This window comes from Leisingera sp. JC11, from assembly GCF_040704725.1.
GTDB lineage: Bacteria > Pseudomonadota > Alphaproteobacteria > Rhodobacterales > Rhodobacteraceae > Leisingera.
On sequence record NZ_JBFCVS010000007.1, the window covers coordinates 124,215 to 147,225 of the forward strand.

The 23,011-nt window shown below is 66.0% G+C and carries 27 protein-coding genes; 17 read left to right on the top strand and 10 right to left on the bottom strand.

The window, feature by feature from the left end; all coding sequences use genetic code 11:
* From AB1A62_RS09935 to AB1A62_RS09950, 4 genes are all read left to right on the top strand, one after another.
* Positions 1–1,047, top strand: a complete 1,047-nt coding sequence (locus tag AB1A62_RS09935; protein WP_366661335.1) for an MBL fold metallo-hydrolase — start codon at positions 1–3, stop codon at positions 1,045–1,047.
* A gap of 25 nt (positions 1,048–1,072) precedes the next feature.
* Positions 1,073–1,525 (top strand): DUF6173 family protein, encoded by a 453-nt coding sequence (locus AB1A62_RS09940; RefSeq protein WP_366661336.1) that lies wholly within the window; start codon positions 1,073–1,075, stop codon positions 1,523–1,525.
* A 162-nt stretch (positions 1,526–1,687) separates the two neighbouring features.
* Positions 1,688–1,822, top strand: coding sequence for an aa3-type cytochrome c oxidase subunit IV (locus AB1A62_RS09945; RefSeq protein ID WP_366661337.1), 135 nt, complete (start codon positions 1,688–1,690; stop codon positions 1,820–1,822).
* 16 nt (positions 1,823–1,838) lie between these two features.
* A complete protein-coding gene (locus tag AB1A62_RS09950) occupies positions 1,839–2,456 on the top strand; it encodes a hypothetical protein (RefSeq protein WP_366661447.1) in 618 nt (205 codons plus the stop codon).
* A 61-nt stretch (positions 2,457–2,517) separates the two neighbouring features.
* Here AB1A62_RS09950 and AB1A62_RS09955 read toward each other — a convergent pair whose 3' ends face one another.
* Together AB1A62_RS09955 and AB1A62_RS09960 are read right to left on the bottom strand one after the other, a co-directional pair.
* On the bottom strand, positions 2,518–2,847 hold the full coding sequence (locus tag AB1A62_RS09955) for an AzlD domain-containing protein (RefSeq protein ID WP_366661338.1): 330 nt from the start codon (positions 2,845–2,847) through the stop codon (positions 2,518–2,520).
* Entirely contained in the window at positions 2,844–3,572 is a 729-nt protein-coding gene (locus AB1A62_RS09960) for an AzlC family ABC transporter permease (protein ID WP_366661339.1), read from the bottom strand. The genes AB1A62_RS09955 and AB1A62_RS09960 overlap by 4 nt, the downstream gene beginning before the upstream one ends.
* Before the next feature lie 64 nt (positions 3,573–3,636).
* On the opposite strand from AB1A62_RS09960, the gene AB1A62_RS09965 reads away from it, so the two are divergent.
* The 5 genes from AB1A62_RS09965 to glp all read left to right on the top strand — a co-directional run bounded on the left by AB1A62_RS09965 (position 3,637) and on the right by glp (position 8,217).
* Positions 3,637–4,512: a formate dehydrogenase accessory sulfurtransferase FdhD gene (locus tag AB1A62_RS09965; protein WP_366661448.1), complete on the top strand. Its 876-nt coding sequence runs from the start codon at positions 3,637–3,639 to the stop codon at positions 4,510–4,512.
* Between the two features lie 87 nt (positions 4,513–4,599).
* Positions 4,600–4,965 carry a hypothetical protein gene (locus AB1A62_RS09970; protein ID WP_366661340.1) on the top strand — a complete coding sequence of 122 codons (366 nt, stop codon included), beginning with the start codon at positions 4,600–4,602 and terminating at the stop codon, positions 4,963–4,965.
* Complete coding sequence (mobA, locus tag AB1A62_RS09975; RefSeq protein WP_366661341.1) at positions 4,962–5,600, top strand: molybdenum cofactor guanylyltransferase MobA; 639 nt, start codon at positions 4,962–4,964, stop codon at positions 5,598–5,600. Before AB1A62_RS09970 ends, mobA begins: the two co-directional genes overlap by 4 nt.
* A complete protein-coding gene (gene mobB, locus AB1A62_RS09980; RefSeq protein ID WP_366661342.1) occupies positions 5,597–6,088 on the top strand; it encodes a molybdopterin-guanine dinucleotide biosynthesis protein B in 492 nt (163 codons plus the stop codon). The genes mobA and mobB overlap by 4 nt, the downstream gene beginning before the upstream one ends.
* Positions 6,085–8,217, top strand: coding sequence for a gephyrin-like molybdotransferase Glp (glp, locus tag AB1A62_RS09985; protein WP_366661343.1), 2,133 nt, complete (start codon positions 6,085–6,087; stop codon positions 8,215–8,217). The genes mobB and glp overlap by 4 nt, the downstream gene beginning before the upstream one ends.
* A 183-nt stretch (positions 8,218–8,400) precedes the next feature.
* On the opposite strand, the gene AB1A62_RS09990 is transcribed toward glp, so the two are convergent.
* The 3 genes from AB1A62_RS09990 to AB1A62_RS10000 all read right to left on the bottom strand — a co-directional run bounded on the left by AB1A62_RS09990 (position 8,401) and on the right by AB1A62_RS10000 (position 10,552).
* A complete protein-coding gene (locus AB1A62_RS09990) occupies positions 8,401–9,438 on the bottom strand; it encodes a hypothetical protein (RefSeq protein WP_366661344.1) in 1,038 nt (345 codons plus the stop codon).
* A gap of 20 nt (positions 9,439–9,458) precedes the next feature.
* Positions 9,459–9,929 (bottom strand): transcription elongation factor GreA, encoded by a 471-nt coding sequence (greA, locus tag AB1A62_RS09995; RefSeq protein ID WP_174146157.1) that lies wholly within the window; start codon positions 9,927–9,929, stop codon positions 9,459–9,461.
* 242 nt (positions 9,930–10,171) lie between these two features.
* A complete protein-coding gene (locus AB1A62_RS10000; RefSeq protein WP_174146156.1) occupies positions 10,172–10,552 on the bottom strand; it encodes a VOC family protein in 381 nt (126 codons plus the stop codon).
* 98 nt (positions 10,553–10,650) lie between these two features.
* On the opposite strand from AB1A62_RS10000, the gene soxR reads away from it, so the two are divergent.
* The 4 genes from soxR (at position 10,651) to AB1A62_RS10020 (ending at position 15,591) form a co-directional block, all read left to right on the top strand.
* Complete coding sequence (gene soxR / locus AB1A62_RS10005) at positions 10,651–11,118, top strand: redox-sensitive transcriptional activator SoxR (RefSeq protein WP_366661345.1); 468 nt, start codon at positions 10,651–10,653, stop codon at positions 11,116–11,118.
* A gap of 160 nt (positions 11,119–11,278) precedes the next feature.
* On the top strand, positions 11,279–12,928 hold the full coding sequence (locus AB1A62_RS10010) for an electron transfer flavoprotein-ubiquinone oxidoreductase (protein ID WP_366661346.1): 1,650 nt from the start codon (positions 11,279–11,281) through the stop codon (positions 12,926–12,928).
* A gap of 136 nt (positions 12,929–13,064) precedes the next feature.
* Complete coding sequence (locus AB1A62_RS10015) at positions 13,065–14,780, top strand: tetratricopeptide repeat protein (protein ID WP_366661347.1); 1,716 nt, start codon at positions 13,065–13,067, stop codon at positions 14,778–14,780.
* Positions 14,770–15,591 (top strand): 4-(cytidine 5'-diphospho)-2-C-methyl-D-erythritol kinase, encoded by an 822-nt coding sequence (locus tag AB1A62_RS10020; protein WP_366661348.1) that lies wholly within the window; start codon positions 14,770–14,772, stop codon positions 15,589–15,591. The genes AB1A62_RS10015 and AB1A62_RS10020 overlap by 11 nt, the downstream gene beginning before the upstream one ends.
* Positions 15,592–15,770: 179 nt before the next feature.
* On the opposite strand, the gene AB1A62_RS10025 is transcribed toward AB1A62_RS10020, so the two are convergent.
* Positions 15,771–16,769 (bottom strand): polyprenyl synthetase family protein, encoded by a 999-nt coding sequence (locus tag AB1A62_RS10025; protein ID WP_366661349.1) that lies wholly within the window; start codon positions 16,767–16,769, stop codon positions 15,771–15,773.
* 57 nt (positions 16,770–16,826) lie between these two features.
* Here AB1A62_RS10025 and AB1A62_RS10030 point away from each other — a divergent pair, with 57 nt between their 5' ends.
* The 3 genes from AB1A62_RS10030 to AB1A62_RS10040 all read left to right on the top strand — a co-directional run bounded on the left by AB1A62_RS10030 (position 16,827) and on the right by AB1A62_RS10040 (position 18,214).
* Positions 16,827–17,042 (top strand): DUF2007 domain-containing protein, encoded by a 216-nt coding sequence (locus tag AB1A62_RS10030; RefSeq protein WP_366661350.1) that lies wholly within the window; start codon positions 16,827–16,829, stop codon positions 17,040–17,042.
* Entirely contained in the window at positions 17,039–17,806 is a 768-nt protein-coding gene (locus tag AB1A62_RS10035) for a methyltransferase (protein ID WP_366661351.1), read from the top strand. Before AB1A62_RS10030 ends, AB1A62_RS10035 begins: the two co-directional genes overlap by 4 nt.
* A gap of 234 nt (positions 17,807–18,040) precedes the next feature.
* A complete protein-coding gene (locus AB1A62_RS10040; RefSeq protein ID WP_366661352.1) occupies positions 18,041–18,214 on the top strand; it encodes a DUF465 domain-containing protein in 174 nt (57 codons plus the stop codon).
* Between the two features lie 92 nt (positions 18,215–18,306).
* On the opposite strand, the gene AB1A62_RS10045 is transcribed toward AB1A62_RS10040, so the two are convergent.
* Together AB1A62_RS10045 and AB1A62_RS10050 are read right to left on the bottom strand one after the other, a co-directional pair.
* A complete protein-coding gene (locus tag AB1A62_RS10045) occupies positions 18,307–19,170 on the bottom strand; it encodes an EamA family transporter (protein ID WP_366661353.1) in 864 nt (287 codons plus the stop codon).
* On the bottom strand, positions 19,167–20,114 hold the full coding sequence (locus AB1A62_RS10050; RefSeq protein WP_366661354.1) for a transcriptional regulator GcvA: 948 nt from the start codon (positions 20,112–20,114) through the stop codon (positions 19,167–19,169). The genes AB1A62_RS10045 and AB1A62_RS10050 overlap by 4 nt, the downstream gene beginning before the upstream one ends.
* Before the next feature lie 112 nt (positions 20,115–20,226).
* Between AB1A62_RS10050 and AB1A62_RS10055 the strand changes: the two genes are divergently transcribed.
* Positions 20,227–20,376, top strand: a complete 150-nt coding sequence (locus AB1A62_RS10055) for a hypothetical protein (protein WP_366661355.1) — start codon at positions 20,227–20,229, stop codon at positions 20,374–20,376.
* A gap of 93 nt (positions 20,377–20,469) precedes the next feature.
* Here AB1A62_RS10055 and phbB read toward each other — a convergent pair whose 3' ends face one another.
* Positions 20,470–21,192 (bottom strand): acetoacetyl-CoA reductase, encoded by a 723-nt coding sequence (gene phbB, locus AB1A62_RS10060; RefSeq protein WP_366661356.1) that lies wholly within the window; start codon positions 21,190–21,192, stop codon positions 20,470–20,472.
* Positions 21,193–21,402: 210 nt separating this feature from the next.
* Positions 21,403–22,578 (bottom strand): acetyl-CoA C-acetyltransferase, encoded by a 1,176-nt coding sequence (locus AB1A62_RS10065; protein ID WP_366661357.1) that lies wholly within the window; start codon positions 22,576–22,578, stop codon positions 21,403–21,405.
* Positions 22,579–23,011: the final 433 nt, after the last annotated feature.

Here is a 23,011-nt window from a genome sequence, read left to right on the forward strand (position 1 = left end):
GTGACCGATCTCCCCGACGTTTCCCCCCGCACCCCCTGGGAAGAACCGCCCGCGCATGGTGAAGCCATCGAGGTGGCGGAGGGCGTCCTGTGGATGCGCCAGCCGCTGCCGATGAAACTGGATCACGTCAACATCTACGCTCTGGACGAAGGCGACGGCTGGACGGTGATCGATACCGGCTTCAATACCCGCAAGAGCCGCGGGATCTGGGAGAGCCTTATGGCCGGCCCCCTGAAGGGCAAGCCGGTGACACGCGTTGTTGCTACCCACCACCACCCCGACCACATCGGCCTGGCGGGGTGGTTTCAGAGCGTCCACGGCGCCGAACTGGTCACCACCCGCACCGCCTGGCTGTTTGCCCGCATGCTGACGCTGGACGTGCAGGAGGTCTGGCCGGAGGAAACCCTGGCCTATTACCGCAGCGCAGGCATGGCGCAGGAGATTTATGAGAAGCGTGTCAGCGACCGGCCCTTCAACTTTGCCGACACCGTGCATCCGATGCCGCTGGGCTTCACCCGCATCAAGCAGGGCGGCGTGATCCGCATGGGCGGCCGCGACTGGGATGTGCACACCGGCAACGGCCACGCGCCTGAGCACGCGACCTTCTGGAGCCGCGACGACAATCTGGTGATCACCGGCGATCAGATCCTCTCGACGATCAGCCCCAACATCGGCGTCTACGCGACCGAGCCGATGGCCGACCCGCTGGGCGAATGGCTGGAGGCCTGCGAACGGCTGGCGCAACTGGCCCGCCCCGATCACCTGGCGCTGGGCGGCCACAAGCTGCCGTTCTCGCGCCTGCCGCTCCGGATGCAGCAGCTGATCGGCAACCACCACGGCGCGCTGGAGCGGCTGATGGATCACCTTTCCGTGCCCCGCACCGCCGCCGATTGCTTTGCCCCCCTGTTCAAGCGCACAATCGGCGAGGGCGAGTACGGACTTGCACTGGTCGAGGCGGTGGCCCATGTAAATCATCTGTACCACACCGGCCAGGTGAACCGCTGGAAACGCGAGGACGGCGCCTGGCTCTATCAAGGCAAGGGGTGACGCGCCCCGCAGGAGGGGAGGCACCATGAGCGACGAGATTTCCACCAGCGCCGAGGCAGCAGAGGCGGCGGTGCTGCCCTGCGTGCATGAAGTCCACGCCGATCCCGAGGCTTGCGCCGGCCTGACCAAGGTGCCGGAGAAGCTGCAGAAGCCCGACGCCGCCAAAAGCCCGGCCCGCTGGGCCTATGAGCGGCTGATCCTCTACATCCAGAACTTCGAGCAGCAGCTGGATTCCGAGCACGAGGTGGCGATGGGCTTCACCGGCGGCAATACCGGCGTGCTCAGGATCGAAGGCATGGGCTATTTCGATCCCGACATCATCACTTTCTACGGCAGCGAGCCGGACGGCTCCCGGACCCAGCTGGTACAGCATGTCAGCCAGCTGAACGTGATGCTGCGCACGGTGCCCAAGGCGCGCGAAGAAGCGCCCGCCAACCGCATCGGCTTCCGCCTCGCCTCGGACCTCGAGCAGGAGTAAGCCGCGCGATTCGGCGCGCGTTCCGCAGGGCCGGGACCCCCGGCGGAATTCTGTGGTTTTCGGGCGGCATTTGCGCCGGATGCGCCCGAATGACGTGGTGACAGGGCGCGGCAAATCCGCTAATCACCGGGAAAATGCACGTGAATTTGAGGGAATACTCACATGGCTGAACATCAGCACGGCACCATGGACACAACCGTTCAGGAAAAGACCTACTCCAGCTTCCTGACCTTCGTGACCCGTTTCTGCATTGCGATGGTCTTCTTCGCGCTGTTCCTGGCTGTCTTCGCCTCCTGATTTCCGGACCGAAATGATGCGCAATCTGCTCTGCCTCGGCGCGGTGATGCTGGCGCTTGCGGGTTGCGCAGCACCGCAGCAGCCGAACGCGGATGCCGGGACGCTGGCCAAGGTGGCCTACCGCCACCCTGGTCCCGCCACGCTCACCCTTTACACGATGATCAACAACCGCACCGGGCGGGGCGGCCACGCGTCGCTGATGATCAACGCCTCCGAACGGGTGATCTTCGATCCGGCAGGCTCGTTCTACGCCTCGGTGGTGCCGGAGCGGAACGACGTCCTTTACGGCATAACCCCCGCAGTCGAGAAAGCCTACCGCGGCGCCCATGCGCGCAGCACCTTCCATGTGGTGGTGCAGCGGGTTGAGGTGACGCCGGAGCAGGCCCAGAAAGCCTATCAGCTGGCAGTGACCAACGGCCGGGTGCCCGGTGCCTACTGCGCCCAGGCCACCATCGGCATCCTGCAGCAGGTGCCGGGTTTCGAGAGCCTCGACCGCACCTTCTACCCCGAGAAGCTGTCCGCCCAGTTCGGCCAGCTGCCCGGCGTGGTGACAGAGCGCTACTACGAAAACGACAGCGCCGACCTGCAGGCGGGCCTCGCCAAGAGCGATGCTGCGCTGAACGCGGCAGAGTAGCGCTTCCACTATTGTCTGCCCGGCGCGGAGGCTGCGCGTCCTCTGACCCGGCAGGCAGTGCTCAGGCGGCGAGATACAGCAGCAGCAGGCACAGCCCGCCCGTGCCGAGGCCGATCAGCACGTTGCGGGACAGATAGCCTGCGGCAAACGTCGCGGCCGCGGCGGCAAAATGCATCAGGCTGGGGTCGCCGCCGGTTGGGGCGGGCCAGACCACCAGCGGCGCCACCAGCGCCGGGATGATCGCAACGGCGGTATAGCGCAGATGCCGCATCAGCCAGGGCGCAATCGGCTTGCCGCCCATGAAGCCGATGAAGGCAAAGCGCAGGCCGTAGCTGCCAAGCGCCAGCCCGATGATCACGGTCCACAGGACCGGTGCCGGAATGCTGCTCATTTCGTGCCCTCCGCCTTGGCCTTCTGCCGTTCCAGCCACAGTTCTGCCTGCGCGCCGGCCACCATGCCGGCAATCCCCGCCACGATCAGCCCCAGGTTATAGGGCAGCGCCGCGGCCGGCAGCGAGGTGGCCACCGCCACGAAACAGGCCGCCACATGCGCAGGCGTGCGCAGCATCGGCCCGATCATCGCCAGAAACGCCAGCGGCAGCACGAAGTCGACACCCCAGCTCTCCGGGATCCGGGTGCCCACCAGCGCCCCCAGCGCGGTGGCGATCACCCAGGCGGGCGCCACGATGCCATTGGTGCCAAAGAAATAGGCCACCCGCTGCAGCAGCGGCATCTCCGGCTCGGTTTCGAATTTGACAATCGACAGCGCATAGGACTGGTCCACCACGAAATAGGCGGCCAGCGCCCGCTGCCACATCGGCGCATCGCCCAGGTAGGGTGTGAGCGACGCGGAATACATCGCCATCCGCAGGTTCACCGCCAGGGCCGAGATCAGGATGATGATCAGCGGCGCGTTCTCCTGCATCAGCTGCAGCGCGGTGAACTGGGCGGCGCCGGCAAAGACCGCCAGTGAGAAGGCAAAGGCCTCCGGAACGATCAGCCCGGCCTCGGCCGCCAGCACCCCGAACAGGAAGCCGAAGGGCGAGGCCATGAAGATGAAGGGCGCGCTGTCGCGAAACCCTTTCCAGAAGGCCGATTTGGTGGTGGTGATTGCCATCTGCGCGTCCTAGATTGCGTTGAACCGCACTACGGCGGACGCAGAAGGAATGCAATTGGTGAGTATGGATATCACGTCAGAATATCTGATCGCCCCCGGCGTTGCCGACCCGCGGCTGACCCGCGCCGTCACCGGCGTCGACCAGCACGGCGAAGCCAGCGAGATCGCCGTGGTCGAGGAACGCCCGCTGACCATCTTCCTGAACTCGCAGGAAATTGTCACCGCGATGACCATCGGCGACTACCCGGAATACTTGGCGCTCGGCTTCCTGCGCAATCAGCGGATGCTGCGCGACGAGGATGAGGTCACCCGTGTCGACTATGACGAGGACCTGGAAACCGTGGTGGTCCGCACCGCGGTGGAAACCAGCCACGAGGAAAAGCTGAAGAAGAAGACCCGCACCTCCGGCTGCGCAGTCGGCACCGTCTTCGGCGACATGATGGAGGGGCTGGAGGACGTGCGCCTGCCCGAGGCGGAGGTCCGCACCTCCTGGCTCTACGCGCTGGCGCATAAGATCAACCGCACGCCCTCGCTCTATCTGGAGGCCGGCGCCATCCACGGCACCGTGCTCTGCCGGCGGGACCGCCCGCTGGTCTATATGGAGGATGTCGGCCGCCACAACGCGGTGGACAAGATCGCCGGCTGGATGCTGTCCGAACAGGCAGAGGCCGCCGACAAGATCCTCTACACCACCGGGCGGCTGACCTCGGAGATGGTGATCAAGACCGCGATGATGGGCATCCCGGTGCTGGCCTCGCGCTCCGGCTTCACCGCCTGGGGCGTGGAGATTGCGCGCGAGGTCGGCCTGACGCTCATCGGCCGGATGCGCGGCCAGCGGTTCATCTGCCTGTCGGGAGAGGAGCGGCTGGTGCGCGACATGGATCCGAAAGACGCGCCGGTTGAGGAAAAGAAGCACCGTAGGAAGAGTGCGGGAACATGACTGGATCATTGAACCTAAGGGCAGAGCCGGTCCGCGGGCGGAAGCGAAGCGCCCGCCCATGGGGGCGGACGGGCGCAGGGGCATTGAATGAGCGAACATGCACCCAGTCTGTTGGGCCTGGCACTTCTGGTCCTTGGGCCGTTTTTCATACTGAGTATTCTGGCGTTTTGGGCCATGTTCCGGTTCTGGGGACCGGTCGCGGCGGAGCTTGGGGTGTCTGTAGTGGACAGATCGGTATCACGGAGAGTGATCTTGAGGGGGATGACTGGCGCTCCCGATGCACTGCAAAGAAAAGTGCAGAAATGCAGATGGGTGTTCGCTGGAGTCTATGCGGGTTTTTTCGGCTGCATTTTGTTTCTCCTCGGAATGGGTGGCTTTCTGTTCTTATTGGGGTGTTTCGCTCTTTCAGCTGTTCTTTCCCGCCCCTATGTCTTTGAAGGAGTCCACAAATGACCCAGCCCCTCGGCGTAATCCTCGCAGGCGGCCTCGCCACCCGGATGGGCGGTGGCGACAAGGGGCGGCTGCAGGTTGGCGGCCAAAGCCTGCTGTCCCGCGTGATGGATCGGCTGGCGCCGCAGGTCGCAGGCCTCGCGCTCAACGCCAATGGCGACCCGGAGCGGTTCGCCGATCTGGGCCTGCCGGTCATTGCCGACTCGATCGAAGGCTTCGCCGGTCCGCTTGCGGGTGTCTTGGCCGGTCTCGACTGGGCGGCAGAGCAGGGCGCGGACACGATCGTCACCGCCGCCGCCGACACGCCTTTCTTCCCGCAGGATCTGGTCGCCCGGCTGACCGCAGCGGCAAAAGGCATGGAACAGCCGCTGGTGCTCGCCACCACCCCGCGCACCGGCGACGAGGCGCTGAAATCCGGCGGCGGCAAGCGCATCAACCGGCACCCGGCCTTCGGCCTCTGGCCCGTCGCCCTGCGCGATGACCTGCGGGCCGCATTGAATGACGGCCTGCGCAAGGTCGTGCTCTGGACCGACCAGCACGGCGGCCGCGAGGCGCTGTTCGAGGCCGACCCTTTCGACCCGTTCTTCAACATCAACACGCCGGATGATCTGGCCAGGGCAGAGGCGCTGCTGAAATGAAGATCTACGGCGTCACCGGCTGGAAGAACAATGGCAAGACCGGGCTGATGGAGCGGCTGGTGGCGGACTTTTGCGCCCGCGGATGTTCCGTTTCCACCATCAAGCACGCCCATCACGCCACTGATGTGGACCAGCCCGGCACCGACAGCTACCGCCACCGCCAGGCCGGCGCGTCCGAGGTGGTACTGGCCTCAGCCGGCCGCGTGGCAATCATGCAGGAGTTGCGCGGCGCCGGGGAACCGCCGCTGGCAGAGCTGCTGGCCCGCCTGAACCCCGTCGACCTGGTGCTGGTGGAGGGCTACAAGCGCGAACCGCATCCCAAAATCGAGGCCTACCGGCAGGAGGCGGGCACCGAACTGATCGCCGCGCGGGATGCCAGCATCCGGGCTGTTGCCAGCGACACCCCGCTTGATCTGGACCGCCCGGTATTCGATTTGAACGACACGGCGGCGATTGCGGATTTTATCCGCGCCGAGTTGGACCTGTGAGCCGCTTTGAGACCATTCTGGCCGTCGACTGGTCTGCAGCCAAGCGCAGGTCTCAGCGGCCAAGCAAGGACGCGATCTGGCTGGGCGTGGCACGCAGCGGGACCTCTGAGCAGCAGATTTACTGCCGCAGCCGGCAGGAGGCTGAGACGCGGATCAGCAGCTTTCTTGAACAGGAGGAGGCTGCGGGGCGCCGGGTGCTGGCGGCTTTTGATTTCCCCTTCGGCTACCCGCGCGGATTTGCCCGCCGGATCACCGGTTCGGATGACCCCTTCGCCCTCTGGCAGTGGCTGGAAGAGCGTATCGAAGACGCCGAGGACGGCAGCAACAACCGGTTTGAAGTCGCCTCTGCGATGAACCGCCAGTTTGCCGACGCCGGTCCGTTCTGGGGCAAGCCGGAGGAGAAGGCCTGGCCGGACATTCCTTACCGCAAGACAGGTATAGCTTACGAGGACGTGGCCGAACGGCGCAGCGCGGATCTTGCGGCCAAGGCAGCCTCCTCCTGTTTCCAGTTGTTCTTCAACCCAACGGTTGGCAGCCAGACCCTGATGGGGCTGCCGGTACTGCAGCGGTTGCGGCTCCGGCACAACGCCGCTGTCTGGCCGTTTGAGAAGGTTGAGGACGCGCAAATAGTGTTTGCAGAAATTTGGCCAGGATTGATCGAACCTGCCGTGAAGTCCGCCATGGCTGCGGCTGGACCTGAAGAAATCCGCGACCGGGTGCAGATGCGGCTGTTGTCGCAGGCGCTCAGCCGTCTGCCGGCAGAGGAGCTTGCCGCAATGCTGGCTGCTGCACCTGAGGGCGCACGAGAGGAGGCCTGGATATTGGGCACCGGATACGAAGACCGATTGAACGCGCTTGCCTCGGATGAGCAGGGCGGGCTGACACCGCCGCCCCTCAGTAATGACTGCTTTGCCCTGCCTGCGGGCGTCGACTGGACCCCGGTGGATGACGCGCTGGCGCTGCTCAGGGACAGGCTGGGGCCGGTCACCGGTGCCGAAACCGTGCCGCTGGCAAATGCGCTCGGCCGGGTGCTGGCAGAGGAGGCGGCGGCCAAACGCTCCAACCCGCCGCTGCCCAATACGGCGGTGGACGGCTATGGTTTTGCGGGCGGCAGGGCAGAGGGGCCGCATGTGCTGCCGCTGGTGCAGGGCCGGGCCGCAGCCGGGGTGCCGTTTGACGGAACCGTGCCTGCAGGCAGCGCCATCCGGGTCCTGACAGGCGCCGCGCTGCCCGAAGGCGTCGACACGGTGATCCTGGAGGAAGACGTCAACACCGACGGCAACCGGATCGCCTTCAACGGCCCGCTGAAACAGGGGGCAAACACCCGCAAGGCGGGTGAGGATGTCTGCGCAGATGAGGTCATCCTGCCTGCGGGCCGGGTCATCACCCCTGCCGATCTCGCCCTTGCCTCCGCCACCGGGCTGGCAGAACTCACGGTGCGGCTGCCGCTGCGGGTCGGAGTGCTTTCCACCGGCGACGAACTGGTCGAGGCCGGGGAACCCGCCGGCAAAGGGCAGATTTTCGATGCCAACCGCCCGATGCTGCTGGCGCTGATCCGCCAGCTGGGCTTTGTGCCGGTGGACCTGGGCAAGGCGGCGGATGACCGCGAGGCGCTGCGCGCGCACCTGGATGGCGCTGCGGCGCAGACCGATGTGATCCTGACCTCCGGCGGCGCCTCTGCCGGGGATGAGGATCACATGTCGGCGCTCCTGCGTGAGGCGGGGGCGATGCAGGAATGGCGCATCGCGCTGAAACCGGGCCGCCCGCTGGCGCTGGGCATGTGGCAGGGCACGCCGGTTTTCGGGCTGCCGGGCAACCCGGTGGCCGCCCTCGTGTGCACGCTGATCTTTGCCCGGCCCGCAATGGGGCTGATGGCGGGGGCAGGCTGGCAGGAACCGCAGGCGTTTGATGTCCCGGCCGGTTTTGAAAAGCGCAAGAAACCGGGCCGCCGGGAGTACTTGCGGGCGCGGGTGCGGGACGGCCGCGCGGAGGTGTTCAAATCCGAAGGCTCCGGCCGCATCAGCGGCCTCAGCTGGGCCGAGGGCCTGGTGGAACTCGGCGACGGCGCCGCGGAGATCAAGCCCGGCGACCCGGTCCGCTTCATCCCCTACGGCAGCTTCGCCATGTAGGCGGAGCGCTCCCGCCCGCGATCCGGCGCATCACAGATGCTTGCCCGCCGTTGGGCCCGGCGCCGCGCTGGCGCGCGGCGAAGCATCCGTCTTTTCATCTTTCCAGAAATACTCGTGTCCCGCTGCCCGGCAGGCGGTCTTGCCGCCAAGAGGGGAGGCAGCGGCCCGCCAGGGCCGCCCTGATCAGTCGAAGGTCCCGGCCACCCGGCCCAGCAGCATGAAGGCGCGGGCGGTGCGGGTGTTGCCGAGCGCGGAGATTTCGCCGTCGGTGGCCTCAGCCTCGAAGTCCGCAAACATCTGGTCGAAGCGGCGCAGGAAGTGATGCGCGGCATCGCGGAAGATCGGGTCCTGCTTCATCCGCGCCGCGGTCAGCGCCAATGAGGTGCGGTCGCGCACACCGCCAAGCGCGGCCACCGCGCGGCCGCGCGCGCCCTGGCCGAACTGGCGCCAGATCTCGGGCCGGGCCATGTCGGGGCGCAGGTCGTCCATGTAGATGCCGTCCTGGCTGAGCAGCGTCAGCACATCCTGCGCCGCCTGGATCACCTGCGCCGCCTTGCGGTCGCGCAGCGCCGCGCGCAGGGCGGCAAATCCTTCCTCGTCCTCGGCGGTTTCCGGGAAGTTCAGCGCCCGGATGAACTGCTCGGCGGGCAGCGGCGGCGCGGTGTCCGCCGCCTGGGTGCCAAGCGCCAGCGAGCCCTGGTCTGCCGCGGTCATCTCTGCCGCCGCTGCCGGGATCGCCGGGCGCAGCGGGTTGGCGCGGCGGCTGGTGTGGAAGGTGGCCAATGCGGTCTCGGTCTTGCGGGTGGCCTCGGCGATTTCCTCCAGCCGCTTGGCGACCGAGGTCTCCGCCACCGCTGCATGCTGCTGGGATTGAGCCAGGTAGCTCTGCCGCAAACCGTCGATGGCGGCCTGCAGCTGCTCGCTCTCCTCGCGCATCACCCGGGCCGAACGCGCGGCAGAGGCCGCAACCCACAGCATCGCCAGCGGCAGCACCAGCGCCAGCACGCCGGTGATCAGATCCGCCCACTGCGACAGACCCGCATCTTCCGGCGCAAACAGATAGAAGCCAGCCGCCGCCAGCAGCCAAAGCGCCCCCAGCCCGATGGCCACCAGCTCCGCACCGCCCAGGCCATTGGCGGCCGCGGGGCCGTCAAGGCGCCGCAGCGGCTGGGTGCCGCCTGGTTTCGGGCTGGAACCCGGACTGCTGCTGGAGCCTGTCATGACCACTCTGCCCTTGCGGATCAGGAATAGACGATCTTGAGAATCTCGTAGGCGCGCTCGCCGCCGGGCGTGCGCACTTCCACACTGTCGCCTTCGTCCTTGCCGATCAAGGCGCGGGCGATCGGGGACTTGATGTTCAGCAGGCCCGCTTCGATGTTGGCCTCATGCTCGCCGACGATCTGCCAGGTCTTCTCCTCGTCGGTGTCCTCGTCCACCACCGTCACCTTGGCGCCGAACTTGATGGCGCCGGACAGTTTGGCCGGGTTGATCACATCGGCCAGCGACAGGATGCCTTCCAGCTCCTTGATGCGGCCCTCGATAAAAGACTGCTTTTCGCGGGCCGAGTGGTATTCGGCGTTTTCCGACAGATCGCCCAGCTCGCGCGCTTCGGCAATCGCCTGGATGATGGCCGGGCGCTCGACGGATTTCAGGTTCTTCAGTTCGCTTTCCAGGGCGGCGAAACCCGCCGGGGTCATCGGGATCTTTTCCATGTGATTGGTCCAGGTCGCTCTTTTGTTCTTGTCTCTATGAAAACCGCAGCCCCGCAGCTTGTGCCGCGGGGCCTCCGGTCCGGTTGACAAATACCTGACCCAATCCTGCGCCCGATTTCAAGTGGCCGCAGGGGCCGGCCGCCTGCAATTCCGCCTAACCGGGCAGATTATGCGGGTTTTCCGCAGGTTTGCGCGGAAAAATGCCGTGAAGGGCGGCGGCCATCGGCGCCGCCTCGGGCAGATCAGTCATATTGCACCGCCTCGTATTCGATGCCGTTCTCGTCGTGGAAGTAGAACCGGCGGCCCGGCTCGTAATCGCCGTGGTTCATCGGCGTGAAACCGGCGGCCTTCACCGCCGCCTCGGTCGCGTCCAGGTCCTCGACGATGACCGCGACGTGATTCAGCCCGCCGATAATGCCATAGCTTTCCGGCGCTTTTGCGGCCGCGGTGCGCGGGGTGTAGAGCGCCAGATAGCTGTTCTCCTCGCCCACATGCACGGTGTAGCCGCCGTTCTTTGCCTCGCCCTCCCAGCGCACATGCCAGCCGAATACTTTCTCCATCCAGGCGGCGGTGCCGTTGGGGTCGGCGACGGTGATGTTTGCGTGCTCCAAAACTGCGCTCATCGGAAATCTCCTTTTCGGGTTGAGCAAACCTGTTGATGCGACTCACCGTAATTCCTAAACCTAACTTTAGCTCAAGAGATTTCTTCAGGGAGTGTGTCATGCACCAGTCCGCCGGGATTTCCATCGGTTACCTGGCCGACCGCACCGGCCTCGCCGTGTCCGCCATCCGCTATTACGAGGCGCAAGGTTTGGTGGAGCCCTGGCGCAACGCAGGCGGCCAGCGCCGCTTCCACCGGGCCGACATCCGGCGGCTCAGCTTCATCATGATTGCCCAGCAGTTCGGTTTCTCGCTGCCGGAAATCCGCGGCTTCCTCAAAAGCCTGCCGGGCGGCCGCACCCCGACCAAGGAGGATTGGGCCTGCATCTCGGCAAACTTCCGCAGCCATCTGGACCAGCGAATCGAAACCCTGGTCAGACTGCGCGACAATCTGGACGGCTGCATAGGCTGCGGCTGTCTTTCGCTTCCGAATTGCAAACTTTACAACCCCGAGGACCGGGCGGCACAGAAGGGGCAGGGACCCCGATACCTGATGGGAGACCGGCCTGAGGCGGAAAATGATCCTTGAGTGACGAAAATGGACGCACTTTTTGTCTCAGTTGCCTGTTTTACAGGTGTTTGACGCGGAGTTTGGATTGACCGCACGGCCTGCCAAACGCTAAGCAGCCGCGACAGAAAATTGCGCCCGGTGGGGCCGGTAGCGAACAGAAAGCCAAGGAGCGCCGCAAATGGCCGAGATTGAACGCGAAGCGATGGAATACGACGTGGTGATCGTCGGGGCCGGCCCTGCCGGTCTGTCTGCGGCCATCCGCCTGAAACAGCTGGACGCCGACCTGCAGGTCGTGGTCCTGGAAAAAGGCTCCGAGGTGGGCGCGCACATCCTGTCCGGCGCAGTGCTGGACCCCTGCGGCCTGAACGCGCTGATCCCCGACTGGAAGGAAAAGGGCGCGCCGCTGAACGTGGAAGTCAAGGAAGACAATTTCCTGATGCTGGGCGAGGCCGGCAAGGTCCGCATCCCCAACTTCCCGATGCCGCCGCTGATGAACAACCACGGCAACTACATCGTCTCCATGGGCAACGTCTGCCGCTGGATGGCAGAGCAGGCCGAGGAAATGGGCGTCGAGATCTTCCCGGGCATGGCCTGCTCGGAACTGGTCTATGGCGACAACGGCGAAGTGAAGGGCGTGGTTGCCGGCGAATTCGGCAAGAACCCCGACGGCACCCCTGGCCCGGCCTATGAGCCCGGCATGGAGCTGCACGGCAAATATGTCTTCCTGGGCGAAGGCGTGCGCGGCTCGCTGTCCAAGGAAGTGATTGCCAAATTCGGCCTCTCCGACGGCAAGGAGCCGCAGAAATACGGCGTCGGCATGAAAGAGATCTGGGAGATCGACCCGGCCAAGCACAAGGAAGGCACCGTCACCCACACCATGGGCTGGCCGCTGGGCTCCAACGCGGGCGGCGGCTCGTTCATCTACCACCTGGACAACAACCAGGTTTACGTGGGCTTCGTGGTGCACCTGAACTACAAGAACCCGCACCTGTTCCCCTACATGGAATTCCAGCGCTTCAAGCACCACCCGGTGGTTGCCGACCTGCTGAAGGGCGGCAAGCGCGTGGCCTATGGCGCCCGTGCCATCACCGAGGGCGGCTGGCAGTCGATGCCGAAACTGGTGGCGCCGGGCGTGGCGCTGCTGGGCTGCTCCGCGGGCATGGTCAACGTGCCGCGCATCAAGGGCAACCACAACGCGATGCTGTCGGGCAAGGCCGCGGCTGAAGCCGCCTATGACGCGATCAAGGCAGAGCGTTCGGGCGACGAGCTGACAGCTTACGAAACCGACGTGCGCGAAGGCGCCATCGGCAAGGACCTGAAGATGGTCCGCAACGTCAAGCCGATGTGGTCCAAGTGGGGCCTCACCGCCTCGCTGGCGCTGGGCGGCCTGGACATGTGGACCAACAACCTGTTCGGCTTCTCCTTCTTCGGCACCCTGGGCCACGGCAAGAACGACGCCCAGTCGACCGAGGAAGCCTCCAAGCACAAGCCGATCGACTATCCCAAACCCGATGGCGTGCTGTCCTTCGACCGTCTGACCAACGTCAGCTTCTCGATGACCAACCACGAGGAAAGCCAGCCCTGCCACCTGCGCTTGGGCAATGCCGACACGCCGATTGCGGTCAACCTGCCGAAATACGCGGAACCGGCGCAGCGCTACTGCCCGGCCGGGGTCTACGAGGTGGTGGAAAAGGACGGCAAGCCGGAGTTCGTGGTGAACTTCCAGAACTGCGTCCACTGCAAGACCTGCGACATCAAGGACCCGTCCCAGAACATCACCTGGACCACGCCGCAGGGCGGCGACGGCCCGAACTACCCGAACATGTAACGGGAACGTTAGGTTTCCGGCGGGCTTTTGCCGGATTTTATGGGGCGGTCCTCGGACCGCCCCATTGCGTGTTGACGGGCGCCGCACTACGCTTTCTTACAAGAGCAAAGAGCAGTAAACCGTAAGGGGGTCCCCAGTGCCCGTATCCATTCTTCGCACCCTGTCCTGTGCGGCCCTGATGGCCGCCGCCGCCGCACCCGCCGTGCAGGCCGAAGGACTGGCGGGATCCTACCTGGCCGGACGGGCCGCGACCTATGACAGCGACTTCGCCGCCGCTGCGATCTATTACACCCAGGCGCTGGCGCGCGACCCGCAGAACCCGCTGCTGATGGAGAACGTGGTGTTCGCCCAGCTCGCCATGGGCAAGGCCGATCTGGCCGTGCCGGTGGCGGAACGGCTGCGCCAGGCCGGCGCCCGCAGCCAGGTGGCCAATATCGTCCTGGCCGGCGGTCTTGCTTCCGACGGCGACTTCCAGGCAATTCTGGACCGGGATCTGGAGCGGGACGCGATCCACCCGCTGGTGGACGGCCTGCTGGAGGGCTGGGCGCATGTCGGCGCGGGGTCCGTTTCCAGCGCGCTTACGGCGTTTGACCGGCTTGCCAAGGACGGCAGCCTGAAACCCTTCGTGCTCTATCACCGCGCCCTGGCGCTGGCCTCTGCCGGGGATTACGGCGGGGCAGAGGACCTGTTTGCCGCCGAGGACGGGCGCCTTGCCACCCTCAGCCGCCGCGCCGCGGTGGCGCGGGTGCAGATCCTGTCGCAGCTGGGCCGCAACGATGATGCCCGCGAGGCGCTGGCCGATGCCTTCGGCAGCAGCCTCGACCCGGGGCTGGAGGCGCTCGACGCGCAGCTCGCCGCCGGTGAAACCCTGGCCTACACCATCGCCCCCAGCCCGCAGGACGGCATCGCCGAGGTGTTCTTCACCCTCGGTGCGGCGCTGAACGGCGATACCGCCAATGATTACGTGCTGATGTATGCCCGCATGGCGGCCTCGCTGCGCCCGGACCATGTGGACGCCATCCTGCTCAGCGCGGGGCTGCTGGACCAGCTGGGCCGCTATGAGCTGTCGGTTGCCACCTACAAGCAGGTGCCTGCCGGCCACCCGGATTACCACGCCGCCGAAATGGGCCGGGCCGAAGCGCTGCGCCGCGCCGCCAAACCGGACGCCGCAATCGAGGTGCTGGAGAAGCTGGCCCGCGATTACCCCGATCAGCCGAGCGTCTACATCAGCCTCGGCGACCTGCTGCGCCAGCAGGAGGATTACGCCGCCGCCGCCCGCGCCTATGACAAGGCGCTGGACAAGACGCCCGCGGATTCCGGCAGCCGCTGGTTCCTGTATTACGCCCGCGGCATCTGCCACGAGCGGCTGGACCAGTGGCCGCAGGCCGAGGCCGACTTCCGGGCCTCGCTGGAGCTGGATCCGAACCGGCCGCAGGTGCTGAACTACCTCGGCTATTCGCTGGTCGAGAAAAGCAGCAAGCTGGACGAGGCGCTGGACATGATCGAACGCGCCGTCGCGGCGCGCCCCGACTCCGGCTTCATCGTCGACAGCCTGGGCTGGGTGCTCTACCGCATGGGCCGCTTCGACGAGGCCGTCGACCATATGGAGCGCGCGGTGGAGCTGATGCCGGTGGACCCGGTGGTCAATGACCACCTGGGCGATGTCTACTGGGCCGTGGGCCGCGAGCGCGAGGCGGAATTCCAGTGGAAGCGCGCGCTCTCCTTCATCGACCCGGAAGATACCGACGGCGAAGCCGACCCCGAACGCATCCGCCGCAAGCTGGAAATCGGCCTTGACGCGGTTCTGGCCGAAGAGGGCGCCCAGCCCCTGAAGGTCGCCAATGGCGGCTGAGGTCTTTGCACCCGCCAAGATCAACCTGACCCTGCATGTGACCGGCCGCCGCGAGGACGGCTATCACCTGCTGGATTCGCTGGTGGCCTTTGCAGATGCCGGCGACCGGCTGGCGCTCGAACCGGGGGCGGGGCTGTCGCTGGAGGTCTCCGGCCTGTTCGCGGAGGGGGTGCCCGCGGACGCGCGCAACCTGGTGTGGCAGGCCGCCGAAGGCGCAGGCTGGACCGGGCGGATCAGCCTGAACAAACAGCTGCCCCATGGCGCGGGCATCGGCGGCGGGTCATCGGATGCCGCCGCGGTTCTGCGCGCGCTGGCCGGGCAAGGCGCCGTTATCGCCGAAGGCCTGCCCCTGTCGCTGGGCGCCGATGTGCCGGTCTGCATGGCCGCCCGCGCCGCCCGGATGCAGGGCATCGGTGAGCGGGTCACTCCGGTCGAGCTGCCGGAACTGCATGCGCTGCTGGTCAATCCGGGCGTGCATGTGCCCACTGGCCCGGTGTTTTCCGCGCTGGCCTCCCGCGACAACCCGCCAATGCCCCAGGACATCCTGTCCTTCACCTCAGGTGAAGACTGCGCCGCCTGGCTGGCAGAGCAGCGCAACGACCTGGAGGCCCCGGCCATCACCGTTGCACCTGGAATCGCGCGGGTGCTTTCCGATCTGCGCAACTCCCGCCAGTCTTTGCTGGCCCGCATGTCCGGCTCCGGTGCCACCTGCTATGCGCTCTATCCCACGAAAAAGGCCGCCCATATGGCGGCCTATGAGATCGGGGCGGAACATCCCGAATGGTGGTGCAGCGCGGTCACCCTGACCTGACGCGCTGCGCAGAGCACAGGGATCTCCCGCCTGCGGGACTTCGCATCAAAGATGCTTACCTGCCGCTGGGCCAGGCGCCGCGTTGACGCCCGGCGCCGCACCGCCCGCCCGCTTCTTCTTTGCAAAAATACTCTGGGGTGAGCGCTGCAGGCGCGAGGGGCAAAGCCCCTTGCCGGGTATCAGTTCAGCCGCGACACCACGTAATCCGCCAGATCGCTTAGCATGGTGCGGATCTCGTGATCGGGCAGCACCTCCAGCGCCGCCCGCGCCTTGGCGGCCCAGCCATGGGCATCCTCGCGGGTGGCTTCCAGCGTCTTGTATTTCGCCATCAGCGCCAGCGCCTGCTCCAGGTCGCCGTCTTCCTGCTTGCCCTTCTCGATGGTGCGGGTCCAGAAGGCGCGCTCCTCGTCCGTCGCCTGCGCCACCGCCTTGATCACCGGCAGGGTCAGCTTGCGCTCGCGGAAGTCGTCGCCGACGTTCTTGCCGGTGGCCTTGCTGTCGCCCTGGTAGTCCAGCAGGTCATCGGCGATCTGGAAGGCAATCCCCAGCGCATCGCCGTACTCGAACAGCGCCTTCACCTGTTCCTCCGGCGCCCCGGCAATCACCCCGCCCACCTCGGTCGCGGCCGAGAACAGCGCTGCGGTCTTGCCGCGCACCACCTGCAGATAGACGTCCTCATCCGTCTTCAGGTTCGAGGCCGCGGTCATCTGCAGCACCTCGCCCTCGGCAATGGTCGCGGAGGCATTGGCCAGGATATCCAGCACCCGCAGGCTCTCGGTCTCCACCATCAGCTGGAAGCTGCGGGCAAACAGGTAGTCGCCCACCAGCACCGAGCTCTTGTTGTCCCACAGCAGGTTTGCGGTCGGGCGGCCGCGCCGCTGGGCGCTTTCGTCCACGACATCGTCATGCAGCAGGGTGGCGGTGTGGATGAACTCCACCGTCGCCGCCAGTTTCAGGTGATGGTCGCCCTCGTAGCCGCACAGCCGCGCCGCCGCCAGCGTCAGCATCGGCCGCAGCCGCTTGCCGCCCGCCTCGACCAGATGCGCGGTCACCTCGGGGATGCGCGGCGCATGTTTGGAGGCCATCCGGGTCCGGATCAGCGCATTCACCGCATCCAGTTCCTGGCTCAGCGTGGCGGCCAGCATTTCGTGCGGCTTCTTGGTCATCACTTGGTCCATCACTTTCCCGCTCGCAAGTCTCGACAAGGGGGACGGCTTGCCCTTAGATCCATCCCCATGAAAGAGCTTCTGCGCAGCACCGATCCGACGATCATGGCCTTTGCCTCCGCCCTCCTTGAGGGAGAGGATATAGACTGCTTTCAAATGGACGTAAATATGAGCATCCTGGAAGGCGGGATCGGAATTTTCCCGCGCCGTCTGATGGTTCACGAGGATGACTACGACGCCGCCCTGGTGGTGATGCGCGACAACGAAATCCCGCTGGGACGATGAGCGGGTTCCCCGAAGACCAGCTGAGCTGCAACGGTTTCCTTGGCGGCAGGGTGCAGCTGTGGCAGCCCGCGCGCGGCTACCGCGCCGGCGTCGACCCGGTGCTGCTTGCGGCCGCCGTTCCCGCGCGGGTGGGGGAGGCCGTGCTGGAGCTCGGCTGCGGCGCGGGGCAGGCGCTTCTGTGCCTCGGCGCGCGGGTGCCGGGGCTGGCGCTGGCCGGGGTGGAGCTGCAGGCGCCCTATGCCGATCTCGCCCGCCGCAACGCCGCGGCCAACAGTCAGGATGCGGAGGTTTTCGAGGCCGACCTTGCGGCCCTGCCGGAGGCCTTGAAGCAGCGCCAGTTCCACCACGTCATCGCCAATCCGCCCTATTACAAGGCCGGCGCCCACAGTCCGGCCCGCGACGACGGCCGCAAGGTGGCCCTGGGGGAGGGCACGCCGCTGGCGGACTGGATCGCTGCCGCCGCCCGCCGCCTTGCGCCCAAGGGGTACCTGCACATGATCCAGCGCGCCGACCGGCTGCCGGACATGCTGGCGGGCTGCAGCGGGGTCCTGGGCTCGGTGGAGGTGCTGCCGCTGGCGCCGCGCACGGGCCGCGCTGCTGAGCTGGTGATCCTGCGCGCGCGCAAGGGCGGGCGGGCGGATTTCCGGCTGCACGCGCCGCTGATTCTGCATGAAGGCGCCCGGCATGAGCGTGACGGAGAGAGCTACCGCCCCGAAATCCGCGCCGTTCTGCGCGACGGCGCCGCCTTGCCCTGGCCGGGTTAGGGCGGGTTTCCCGGCGGCGCAAATTTAGGGGTGGCGCGCGCCGGATTCAACCTTTGGAGAATCCAAATGTGCAGGTTTCTGCATAAACGCGCTCTGCCCTGCGGCAAAATGCGCGGCGCATAGCCGATATGAAAATTTCATGACAAAAATCGTGCGGCTGCAGCGTGACAGATGCGTGAACATGTGCTCCACTCTTTAAGTCAAACACATCTAGCTCAATAAAGGAGGGTTGCCATGAGCCTCAGCTCGCATCTGACCGAACTTAAGAAGAAGCACGAGCATCTGAGCATGGAAGTGGAACAGGCCCAACGACACCCCAGTAGCGACGACCTGGAAATCGCAGCAATGAAAAAGCAAAAGCTCAAGCTTAAGGAAGAGATTGAGCGCCTGACTGCTGAAGCAGTCTGAAGAGTTCCCGCCGGGACGGATAACCCGGCACAGTAGTACGGAGGGCCTGCCAGCGCGGCGGCCCTCCTTTCATTTCAAGGGGCATTCCGTGGCTACTTGCCGGCGCTGGCCCGCGCCGCAATCAGCGCCCCGCCGGTGATCAGCGCTGCGGCCAGCGCCAGCCCCCAGGAGGCCGCGGCAATCCCTGCCAGCACCAGGATCAGCGTCGACAGCAAGGGCGCGGCGTAGGAGCTGGTTCCCAGCATCTGGATGTCGCCCTGCTTGACGCCGATGTCCCAGACGTAGAACGCCAGCCCGACAGGCCCGAGGCCCAGCAGCAGGGTCGAGACCCAGCCCAGCGTGCCCGCGGGCCAGACCGTTTCCTCCAGCGCGAAATGCAGCCCCCAGGAGGCTGCCGCAGTGGCCAGGCAGAACACAGCAACCGAACTGGTCGGCGCCCCGCCCACCAGCCGCGACAGCACCGAATAGCCGGACCAGGTCAGCGCGCACAGCAGCGCCAGCCCGTAGCCCGGCAGATACTGCGCCTGAAACCCCTCGCCGCCGCCGGAAATGATGGTGGCGGCCCCGGCAAAGCCCAGGCCGGCCCCGATCAGATGCCCCGCTTTCAGCTTTTCGCCGGGCAGCAGGCCGGAGAACAGCACGATCAGCAGCGGCCACAGATAGGCGATCAGCCCGGCCTCCGCCGCCGGTGCCAGCCGCAGCGCCGAGAAATACAGCGCGTGATAGCCGAACAGCCCCAGCGTGCCGAAGATGTAGACCCGCACCGGCACATGGCGCAGCTGCTTCAGCTTGCCCGCTGCCGCGGTCCAGATGATCCCCAAGGTGCCGCCGACGGTGAAACACAGCGCATTCAGCAACAGCGGCGGGGCAGGCTCCGACCCCACCGTCAGCAGCGCCAGCAGCGACCACAACAGAACAGCGATAAAGCCGATGGCGGTCGCGCGGGTCTTGGTCATGGCGGCGGGATGTCCTCAACTGGAATGATCTCGAAAGCCTCCGAGACGTAGGCGGTTTTTTCGATCTCGGCAACAAACCAGTCGCGGAACGCTGCGATCTGCGGCCGGTTTTCGGTGCCCGGCGAGCAGAGGAACCGGAAATGCGCCTTGGTTTCGATCGCGGTCTTGAACGGCGCCACCAGCCGCCCGGCGTGCAGGTCGGTGATCGCCATGCCGCGCCGCCCCAGCGCCACGCCGGCGCCCGCAACCGCGGCATCAATCGCGTGGTCGGCTTGCGAGAAATGCGAGCCGTGGGTGGGGGTGAAATTGATGCCCTGGGTGCGGAACCAGGCCGGCCAGTCGCAGGGCGGGTCGAGAAAGTCGATGGATTCGTCAAAGATCAGCGGCGCCTCCATCAGGCTTTCCGGCGTGGTGTAGCGCTCGGCCAGCTCCGGCGACATCACCGGCGTCACCCATTCCGGCGGCACCGGCAGCACATACAGCCCCTCATCCGGGCCATAGCCGAAGCGGATCGCCACATCGACGTCATCGCGGACAAAATCCAGCATCCGCAGGGTGGCGGAGAACCGCAGGTCGATCTCCGGATGGGCGCGGGCAAATTCATACAGCCGCGGCGCCAGCCATTTCGCCGTCAGCCCCGGCCCGGCCGTCACCGTCAGCGTGGTGTTGTCCTGCAGCCGCCGCACAGAGCGCCAGGCGGCGGTCAGCGCCTCGAACCCTTCGGCGGCGCCGGGCGCCAGCGTCTTGCCCGCCTCGGTCAGCTCCACCGCCCGGTTCAGGCGGCGGAACAGCGGCTGGCCCAAATGCTCCTCCAGCGACTTGATCTGAAAGGACAGCGCCGCAGGGGTCACGTTCAGCTCCTCCGCCGCCTTGGCAAAGGACATGTGGCGGGCAGCGGCATCAAAGGCGCGCAGAGCGGTGAGGGGTGGCAGGCGATCAGTCATAGTCACATAAGTATACCTTAACTGAAGCTCTGCAAAGTCTCGTTTGTGCGATTGACGGAACGTCCTCATATTGGGTGCAGGTAAAGGATACTGATCCGAAAGGAGGCCTGAAATGCTGGAATATTCTGCTGATGCCGCCGTGAAGTCCGCCATGGCCCGCGCCCACGCCGAACGCGGCCAGGTGCTGAAACGGGCCTGGACCTGGCTGTTCGGCAAGAAGCCGGTGCCGGCCCTCCGCCCCAAGGTTTCCCGCTGGGCCTGAGCGCGCTCTGATTTCGAGAAAGAGGCACTTACGGGATAGGAAAAGGGCCGGTCCAGATGGACCGGCCCTTGCCGTTTCAACTGCTGGAACAGTTTAGACGAAGAACTGCGCGCCGTTGGCGGAGATGGTCGAGCCGTTGATGAAGCCCGAGTCGTCGGAAGCCAGGAAGGCCACGCAGCGGGCGATCTCTTCCGGCTCGCCCAGACGGCCGGCCGGGATCTGGCCGATGATCGATTCACGCACCTTCTCCGGCACCGCCATCACCATTTCGGTGGCGATATAGCCGGGGCAGACCGCGTTGGCGGTGATGCCGGCGCGGGCGCCTTCCTGGGCCAGCGACTTCACGATGCCCAGATCGCCGGCCTTGGTGGCGGCATAGTTCACCTGCGCGAACTGGCCCTTCTGGCCGTTGATCGAGGAGATCACGATGACGCGGCCGAACTTGCGCTCGCGCATGCCGGGCCAGATCGGGTGCACGGTGTTGAACACGCCGGTCAGGTTGGTGTCGATCACTTCCTGCCACTGCTGCGGCGTCATCTTGTGGAACGGCGCGTCGCGGGTGATGCCGGCGTTGGCCACCACGATGTCGATCGGGCCCATTTCCTCTTCGACCTTGGCGATGCCTGCAGCGCTGTCCTCATAGCTGCCGACGTTCCACTTGTAGGTCTTGATGCCGGTTTCCTCGGTGAATTTTGCCGCGGCTTCGTCATTGCCGGCATAGGTCGCAGCCACATTGCAGCCCTGCGCCTTCAGCGCCTGGGAAATTGCTGCGCCGATGCCGCGGGAACCGCCGGTGACGAGTGCAGTACGTGCCATTCGAGAATCCTCCAGTATTGGTCACTTGGTAATCTTGCTACAGTTTTCACTGCGAGGGAGCAACAATATTGCGCAGGGAATTTCTGCGGTGCCGCGTGAAAATTGTCGCACCCGCCGCGCAGGTCTTGCTGCAGTTGCAGTATAGCCTTTGATTGTAAAAGAAAAAGGACGCCGCGAGGGCGTCCTTCACTTTTTGCGGTTTTGCGCCGGTTACGGGCGCTCAACGCACATCGCAACGCCCATGCCGCCGCCGATGCAAAGAGTGGCGAGGCCCTTTTTGGCGCCGCGGCGTTTCATTTCGAACAGCAGGGTGTTCAGCACCCGGCAGCCGGAGGCGCCGATCGGGTGGCCGATGGCAATCGCGCCGCCGTTCACGTTCACGATCGACGGATCCCAGCCCATGTCCTTGTTCACCGCGCAGGCCTGGGCGGCAAAGGCTTCGTTGGCTTCGACCAGATCCAGGTCGTTGACCGACCAGCCGGCTTTCTCCAGCGCCTTGCGCGAGGCATAGACCGGGCCGACGCCCATGATCGACGGATCCAGGCCGGCAGTGGCGTAGGAGGCGATGCGGGCCAGCGGCTCGATGCCGCGGCGCTCGGCTTCGTCAGCGCTCATCAGCAGGGTGGCGGCGGCGCCGTCATTGAGGCCGGAGGCGTTGGCTGCGGTGACCGAGCCGTCTTTGGTGAAGGCCGGGCGCAGTTTCTGCATCGCTTCGATGGTGGCGCCGTGGCGGATGTACTCGTCCTGGTCCACCACGGTCTCACCCTTGCGGTGCTTGACGGTGAAGGCCGCGATCTCATCGGCGAATTTGCCCGCCTTCTGCGCCGCTTCCGCCTTGTTCTGCGAGGCAACGGCGAATTCGTCCTGCATATCGCGGGAGATCTGCCACTGCTCGGCCACGTTCTCGGCGGTCTGGCCCATGTGGTAGCCGTTGAAGGCGTCCCACAGGCCATCGCGGATCATGGTGTCGATGTACTTCATGTCGCCCATCTTGTGGCCGGCGCGCAGGTGCGCGGCATGGGGGCTCAGGGTCATGTTTTCCTGGCCGCCGGCCGCCACGATGGAGGCATCGCCCAGCTGGATGTGCTGTGCGCCCAGAGCCACGGCGCGCAGGCCGGAGCCGCACACCTGGTTGATGCCCCAGGCAGCGCTTTCCTTGGGCAGGCCCGCGTTGATGTGGGCCTGGCGGGCCGGGTTCTGGCCCTGCGCCGCGGTCAGCACCTGGCCCAGGATGGTTTCGGACACTTCGGATTTGTCCACGCCGGCGCGTTCCACCACGGCTTCCAGCACCGCGGCGCCCAGGTCATGGGCGGGGGTGTTGGCGAACGAGCCGCCAAAGGAGCCGACGGCGGTGCGCGCGGCGGATGCGATTACAACATTGGTCATTGATTTCTGGTCCTCTGCCATCAATTCAGGTCTTCCGGGAAAGCCTGGGCACACGCCTGGACAGGCGTCCGCGCAAGAATCTTTCCCGGTCACTCCGGGTCCCGACATAATCTATTGCTGCACGTGCAGCAATTGACAGCGTGTCTCAGGGGGTGCGGCAGAGTCAACCGCGAGATACGTCCAGAACGGCAGGATTTCCGTCAGCCGGGGGCGGTGATGCTGCAAAGCAGCAATGCTGCCCGCTGCGGGTCAGCCCCGGCGGCGCCGGCAAAGCCGTTGAAAAGACTGGCGCAAATGCCGGCAGGCAGGCCGGATGCTGAGGCTTTTGCTGTGCGGGCGCCAATCGCAGCCGCCTTGCTGTCAGGGGCTGGAACCGGCAGGCGGAAGGCCGCCGCAGCACCGGATGCCCCAGGCGGCCCCCTCCGCACGGGGG